Consider the following 6,438-nt stretch of genomic DNA (forward strand, 5'->3'; position numbering starts at 1 on the left):
AATCACATGGACCGGCAGACGGTCTCGAGGTCGCGATAGCGCACGTCGGTCTCGCGTTGGTGCTGTGTGAGGTAACCCTCAAACTCAGTCCGATCATCGTTGACAAGGTCTGCACCTGGCTTGCCCAAGACCTCGGAAGTGAAGTTGTCGAAGCTAAAACCATTGAAGAGGCAATCGCATGTCCCAGCCTCCAGGGCCTTCGTCTTCGCCGCCGTGATGTAGGCCTGCCGCGCGGCCCCCTTGAAGCGCCAGTCGGTGATCCCTTCGGGCAAGTCGATCTCCTCGTTGCAGGTGCCCATGGTCATTCCGGCGAAGATCCCGGTCCCGCGCCGCTGCATTTCGGTCAGGAGGTCCAGCGCGGCCTCCGCATCCTGCGCCCCTACCGCTTCCCGGGTTCTTTCAGCCAGCTGAACGACGCTCAATGAAGTGAGGTCTTCCGCCGCAGCCAAGCTGGCAAGGCAGACGAGGACTGCAACCGCCGCGATCTGGTGAGACGCCCCCCGCATCATTCGGCCCCCGAGTAATCGAAGAAGCTCTTTTCCTTGGCCTGTTCTGCGGCCCAATTCACACCCGTCTGTCCGGCGGCCAGCCCTGCAGCTGCGTTCAACCGCCACATCTGGCCGAGCATGTAGTTGGTCTCGGCGGCCATCCGCGTGTTGAGGTCGATGCTTTCCTTGAGCGTCTCCTGGTTCGCGATTTCGTCGACGAGGCCGTCAATTCGCGCGAGGCTTTGGGCGGCTTCCTCGTAGGAGAGTTGCGCCACGCCCATGGCCGTAGCACTCGTGGCAGCGGTCGTCGCGATGAGCTTGTCCTGCGGGTTCTCCGATGACGACAGTCCGGCCAGGGTTTCCGAGGTCAGCCCGGCCCCTTCCAGCGTGTCCCGCATGTATTCGGCGGCCATTTTGTCGCCCATGGTCACATCGCCATCGAGCAGGCTGTCCAGAAGCCCGTCGAAATCCCCGATGGTCAACGCATCCTGGAAGCCGGAGAGATCGGTGATCTTGGCCGCCCTCGAGCGCAGGTCCTCCACCGAATTGTAAAGGCTTGCGATCTCGTTCAGGCCCGAGATCGACCCGAGGATGCCTTCGAGGTTGGTCAGCTGCTCGAGACCGGTCTCGACCTGCTTCTTCAGCTCTTCGATCTGCGCGACCTGGTTTTCGGCATCGCGGAGTGCCGCCTGCAGCTGCTCGATGTTCTTGGCAAGGTTGGTGCCGTCGATGACGGGCACGCCTTGCGCCAGAAGAGGTGATGCCAGAAGCGATGCACAGACGGCGAGCGCGAGACGCGCCCTCGTTCGAAGGACGGCAGGTCTCACGGAGTGTACTCCCAGAAGGTGGTGTATTGCAGGGATTGTGCGGCTTCGGAGAGCCCACGGGCCGCCTCGACCTTGACGGCGCCCGCGCGCAGCCGAAGCGTCAGGGCCATGAGGCGGGCGCGCTCGGCGAGCATATAGGTGTTCTGGTCGACCGCCTCTTTCGGGGTCTGGGGCTTGGCCTCTTCCAGGAACCCCTTGATCCGGGCCATCGCCGCCTCGATCTGCCCCGACTGCTGGCCGGAATAGCCGATGAAGGCCGAGGACATGTTGCCCCATTCGGCACTTGCACCCTCCACCCCCGCCAAAGTGCCGGTTACGTCGGCGCCGGTGATCACTGACAGATAGGCGTCGTAGTAGCCCGAAATCCGGCGGACGTAGTTCTGGGTTTCCTCGAAGGGTGGGATGCCGCCGTATTTCTGGACGTTGCCCGGGCCGGCGTTATAGGCCGCGAGCGCAAAGTCGATCCGGCCGAAACTGTTGAGCTGGGTCGCGAGATAGCGTGCGCCACCATCGAGGTTCTGCAGCGGGTCGGTCGGATCGACGCCGAGATCGGCGGCAGTGCCCGGCATCAACTGGCAAAAGCCCATGGCCCCGACCGGGCTGATCGCCGCGTTGGAAAACCCGCTTTCCTGTTTCACCAGCGACTGGAAAAGAATGCGCCAGGTCGTGGGCGTGAGCCCGACCTTCACGACACCGGGATGCGTTTCATAGCGCGCCGCCGTGGCGATGATCATCGCCTCGACCGTCTCACCTTCCCCGAAGAGCCGCTGGCTTTCGGGGCTGGTCTCCTCAAGAGGATAGACCTCGTCGACAGGAGGGAAGGTTCCCGACCCTGTCTCGAAGCCGCTGAGGTCGGTCACACCGGTCGTGTCTGCGAGGAAACGCTCATAGACGGCCAGCTGGTCGTCTTCGATCTCGCTGAGCTCGGAGCGGGTATCGAGTTTCTCGCTCTGCTTCACCGCGTCCTCAGCCTGCTCGACAAGACGCGAGATGAAGTTCGACAGTCGCGAGCCGTCGATGATTGGCACGCCTTGGGCCAGAAGGCCCATAGGCACCGCACTGCCGAGGAGAAGCCCGAGAAGGAGGGGGGCACGACGCATGCGGTGACTCAGTTCGCGCAGCGCACGTCGGGCGCGTTCATCGTGGAGACGACGACCGTCGTGCCGTCACTCTGCTCCCGCGCCGCGAAGTATTTGCCCTCGGCCCGGAATTGGCCGTGGCAGGGAGAAACGGCTCCCGTCTCGACACCGGCGCAGGCGGAGAGGAGGGTGAGCCCGAGAAGGGAAAGGGGGATCAGGCGGTTGCGTCGTGTCACGTCATGTCCTTCCAGAAATCGGGGGTATCGCGCCAGCCGTAGGGTGCGCGGTCTTCGCCGGATCGGCCGCCGCCGAGAACGGCGAGTGCGGGACCCAGGGCCGCGAGATCCATGTTCACGAAGACCGAGTCCCCGGCCGAGCGCAGAAGGGCGAGCCGCAGGCCACCCGTGGGCGTGCAGAGGAATTCGGCCTCTTTCTCGTTCAGCCGCAGGATTCGGTAATCCTCGGGGTTGGCGCGCGGGTTTGGGTAGAGAAGCTGGGTCACCACGCTTTCCGCGATGATCTGGCCAACCTTGACCCGGCTCAGGTGTGTCGGTGTCTGGGTCAGCATCATCACCACGGCATTCTTCTTTCGCATGGTGACAAGCCAATCGTGCAGGCGCTTTTCGAAGATCGGATCGTCGAGCATCTTCCAGGCCTCATCGATGACGATGAGGGTGGGACGGCGATCCTCGATCACTCGCTCGATGCGGCGGAAGAGATAGGCGAGAAGTGCCGAGCGTTCGGTCCCGAGATCGAGGATCTCCGACATGTCGATGCCGACCACATCCTCGGACAGGCTGATCTGGGATGTGGCCCCGGGCCCGAAGAGCCAGCCATGCCGCCCCCCCTGCCCCCATTCCCTGACGCGGCCCACCAGATCGCCCTCGTCGTCGGTCGAGGCGACGAGGGTTGCCAGCCCATCAAAGGTCCGAAGCCGCGGATCCGCCGAGACGATCTGCCGGACGGCGGCGTTCAGGCTGACGGTTTGGGCGGTCTCGAAGGGGCGCGACCCTGCAAGAATGTCACCCAGCCAATCGGTGAGCCAGGCCGCACCGCGCTCGTCGGTCTCTGTCTGGAACGGGTTGAGGCCTGTCGCCTCGCCGATCCGGATCGCGGAATAGCTGCCCCCCAAAGCCCGCACGGCCATTTCGAGGCCCCGGTCCTTGTCGATGACGAGGAGGCGGGCATGGACCCGCCGCGCCTGCGCCATGAGGAAGGCCGTGCCGAGGGTCTTGCCCGATCCCGTGCGGCCCAACACCAGCGTGTGGCCAGCGCTCGGCTCGGCACCACGCTCGCCCCTGTCGTGGAAATTGAAGCGATAGAGGCTCGAGGTGACCGTCGGCAGCGCCGTGATCGTCTCGCCCCAGGGCGATTGCACCTTCGGGCGGCCCTCGGTCACCCGATGAAGGGCCGCGAGGTGCGCGAAGTTCTGGGCTGACAGAAGAGCTGTGCGGGGACGGTAGGCCCAGTTGCCCGGGGCTTGGGCAAACCAGGCCGCGCGGGCCGCGAAGCTCTCGCGGACAAGGGTTGCCCCACAGTCCTGTCCCGCGCGCCAGACTTCGGAGGCGGCTTCCTCCAGCTGTTCCGGGGTTTCGGCCGTAACCATGACCGTCAGATGATGTTTGCCGAAGACCTGTCGACCAGAGGCGACATTGTCTGCGGCCTCGTACAGCTCCTGCCGCAGGGTTTCGGCGGCATCCTCGGAGGCACGCATCTGGCGTGCCGTGCGCTTGATGCGCTCTTCGATCTCGTTGTTGCGTGCTGGCGTGAAGCTGTTGGTGATGACGATGTCGTAGGGCAGTTCCAGCGCATCGAGCATCCGCGCCCAGGTGCGGGCCGGATAGGATTTCACGCCGAAAATCGTCCCGAAACGCATCCCTTCGCCGGTTTCGATTTCCACCCGTTTGCCAGCAAAGGTCATCTGCGATGACGCGACAGCCTCGGCGAGAAACTGGCCGCGCATCGGAAGCACCTTGGCCATCGGCTGCCCAAGAAGGACGCCAAGGAGACCAAGCCATTCCCCGGAAGAGATGCTTAGGCGCCGGAAGCCCAATCCTTGGCAGGCCCCGGCCAAAAGCCCCATCGCTTCATTCAGCCGCTCGATCCGCTGGCCAAGATCGCCTGTGAAAGCCGCCTTGAAGAGTGCTCCAATCAGCGGGTCACGTTTCAGCGCGGTGGGGCGCAGGATAAGCGAGACCATCAGCACCCGACGTTTCAGGGTGCGGGCAAGGAGGTGTCCTTGCCAGCGGGCATCGACCATGGCCGCGAACGCTTCCCCAGTGCCCTCGCCATCGAAGGGCTTCAGCTGAGGTGCGTCCGGCAGGGTCAGCTTGGAGACATGGAACCCGAAGCCTTCGCCGAGCTGGCCGATCAGCCGCGCAAGCGAGGTGGTCGCGAGCGAGAGGTCCCCCTCTTCCGTCGTGAAACTGTCCTGCCCCTCGACCACCGCAGAGGCGATCAGGTCACCTTGCCGGGTCAGCATCAGATTGTCCGCTGGTGCGGAGAGCCATGGCAAGTGACGGGCGAGGGTTTCGGCTGCGAGATCCTCAGGCCGCAAGACAGATCGAAGCGCCGGGGTGGCCGAGAAGAGGGATTTGAGGTCAGCTGACATGGCGGTCTCCGCAAAAGGCCGACTTGCCATGCGTGCGCGGTGTTCGGGAAAAGACTACCGCGACTGTCTCGAAGAGGTTCGGGTTGCGGTCTGCCACGAACCACAGGACCGGATAGCCGACGACCCCGATCAGCAGAAACCGCCAGTCGTTTGCGCCCACGAAGGGAATGACCGAGCCCAGCATCAGGCTCACGAAGTAGCCGATGGGAAGGCCGAAGATCTTCGGCGGCCGGGTGAGGCCGAGAAACAGGGGCGCGTCATGCATGGGGAACATCCGGGGGATCGGCCAAGCCGGGTGTGCGAGGCCACCCGGCATGTCGCCTATCCCGCCTCAGGGGGCCGCAAAGCCGTCGATGATGGTCGCGGCCGAGAAGACGAGGACCACACCGAAGAAGATCGCAAGGAAGAGGGGCCAGTTCAGGCGGCCGGTGAACATCATGTAGCCCGCAGCCACGACGGCGAGGATGGCGATCAGCCGCCCGATTGGTCCGGTCAGCCCGTCAACCACGACCTGGAGCATGTTTTCCAGCGGGTCGAGGTTCTGTGCGAGGGCAGGCTCCGCAAGGATCGCGGCGAAGGGCAGTGCCAGCAAAAGGGTGTGCAAAGCCAGGCGCGGCAAGCGCGCGCCAAAAAGATTGCGGAACATGTGGATCACTCCGAACTGAGGGTTGCGTTGGTCAGCCGCAGAACCTTGGCCACATGGCCCTCGGTTTCGGCATAAGGGGGAATGCCGCCATAGTCGCGGACCGCTTCGGGTCCAGCGTTGTAGGCGGCCAGAGCAAGATCGGCGGCGCCGAACTCCTCAAGCTGGGCGAGGAGATAGCGGGCCGAGCCGTGCAGGTTGTCTTCCGGATCATGAGGATCGACGCCGAGGAGATCGGCGGTTCCGGGCATCAGCTGACCCAAGCCGATGGCACCGACCGATGAGCGCGCATCCGGATTGAAGGCGGATTCCACGGCGATGTTGGCCCGGAAAAGCGCGAGCCATTCCGTACCGGAAAGTCCCGCCGCTTTCAGCGCAGGATGGCGGAGGTAGTCGTCGCCGACGTCGAGTACGAGATCCTCGATTTCGGCTGTGCCACGCGGACCCCTGCCCTTCGGGGTCGTGCCATAGGACGCAAGCACAACGAGACCTTCGTCAGCTGCATCGGTCTCAACACCATCTGTGAACTCGACGCCGTTCAGATCGCCGCGCTTGGGAAGCTCTTTGCCAAAATCGAGAACGCTGGCCCGAACCCGCAGGTCCTCTGTCCCTGCGCCAAGGTCGATGACCTCGGCCACGGCACCTTGTGCGGCAATGAGCCAAAGCGCCAGCCCGCCGCAGAGGGTCAGATCAGGGAATGGGCTCCACCGCTGCGTCATGGGTCCAGGTCGCCTTCTCGCCCTTCTTCAAAGGAACGGGGACCGTGGTCAGACCCAACTCGACCGCGAAG

Annotated in this window: 8 protein-coding genes; all 8 read right to left on the bottom strand. The window is 64.2% G+C overall.

Translation table 11 applies throughout. The annotated features are described in order from the left end of the window. Positions 1-2: 2 nt before the first annotated feature. Positions 3-449: a hypothetical protein gene (locus Q8M85_RS02875; protein WP_305539994.1), complete on the bottom strand. Its 447-nt coding sequence runs from the start codon at positions 447-449 to the stop codon at positions 3-5. A gap of 56 nt (positions 450-505) precedes the next feature. Beyond that, positions 506-1,315, bottom strand: coding sequence for a type IV secretion system protein (locus Q8M85_RS02880; RefSeq protein WP_305539997.1), 810 nt, complete (start codon positions 1,313-1,315; stop codon positions 506-508). Then, positions 1,312-2,415, bottom strand: a complete 1,104-nt coding sequence (locus Q8M85_RS02885; protein ID WP_305540000.1) for a lytic transglycosylase domain-containing protein — start codon at positions 2,413-2,415, stop codon at positions 1,312-1,314. The genes Q8M85_RS02880 and Q8M85_RS02885 overlap by 4 nt, the downstream gene beginning before the upstream one ends. An 8-nt stretch (positions 2,416-2,423) precedes the next feature. Continuing rightward, positions 2,424-2,630, bottom strand: coding sequence for a hypothetical protein (locus Q8M85_RS02890; protein WP_305540002.1), 207 nt, complete (start codon positions 2,628-2,630; stop codon positions 2,424-2,426). Next, entirely contained in the window at positions 2,627-5,005 is a 2,379-nt protein-coding gene (locus Q8M85_RS02895; protein ID WP_305540005.1) for a type IV secretion system protein B4, read from the bottom strand. Before Q8M85_RS02895 ends, Q8M85_RS02890 begins: the two co-directional genes overlap by 4 nt. Beyond that, positions 4,995-5,270 carry a type IV secretion system protein VirB3 gene (locus Q8M85_RS02900; RefSeq protein ID WP_305540008.1) on the bottom strand — a complete coding sequence of 92 codons (276 nt, stop codon included), beginning with the start codon at positions 5,268-5,270 and terminating at the stop codon, positions 4,995-4,997. Before Q8M85_RS02900 ends, Q8M85_RS02895 begins: the two co-directional genes overlap by 11 nt. A gap of 66 nt (positions 5,271-5,336) precedes the next feature. Then, positions 5,337-5,651 carry a TrbC/VirB2 family protein gene (locus Q8M85_RS02905; RefSeq protein WP_305540010.1) on the bottom strand — a complete coding sequence of 105 codons (315 nt, stop codon included), beginning with the start codon at positions 5,649-5,651 and terminating at the stop codon, positions 5,337-5,339. Between the two features lie 5 nt (positions 5,652-5,656). Next, positions 5,657-6,367, bottom strand: coding sequence for a lytic transglycosylase domain-containing protein (locus tag Q8M85_RS02910; RefSeq protein WP_371135182.1), 711 nt, complete (start codon positions 6,365-6,367; stop codon positions 5,657-5,659). Positions 6,368-6,438: the final 71 nt, after the last annotated feature.

Origin of the sequence: Tabrizicola sp., assembly GCF_030694085.1 — a bacterium.
Lineage (GTDB): Bacteria > Pseudomonadota > Alphaproteobacteria > Rhodobacterales > Rhodobacteraceae > Tabrizicola.

Excerpts from the sequence above, each read along its gene's own strand:
- Q8M85_RS02900 (WP_305540008.1), bottom strand. The coding sequence starts at position 5,270 with ATGCATGACGCGCCCCTGTTTCTCGGCCTCACCCGGCCGCCGAAGATC.
- Q8M85_RS02885 (WP_305540000.1), bottom strand. The coding sequence starts at position 2,415 with ATGCGTCGTGCCCCCCTCCTTCTCGGGCTTCTCCTCGGCAGTGCGGTG.
- Q8M85_RS02910 (WP_371135182.1), bottom strand. The coding sequence starts at position 6,367 with ATGACGCAGCGGTGGAGCCCATTCCCTGATCTGACCCTCTGCGGCGGG.
- Q8M85_RS02905 (WP_305540010.1), bottom strand. The coding sequence starts at position 5,651 with ATGTTCCGCAATCTTTTTGGCGCGCGCTTGCCGCGCCTGGCTTTGCAC.
- Q8M85_RS02895 (WP_305540005.1), bottom strand. The coding sequence starts at position 5,005 with ATGTCAGCTGACCTCAAATCCCTCTTCTCGGCCACCCCGGCGCTTCGA.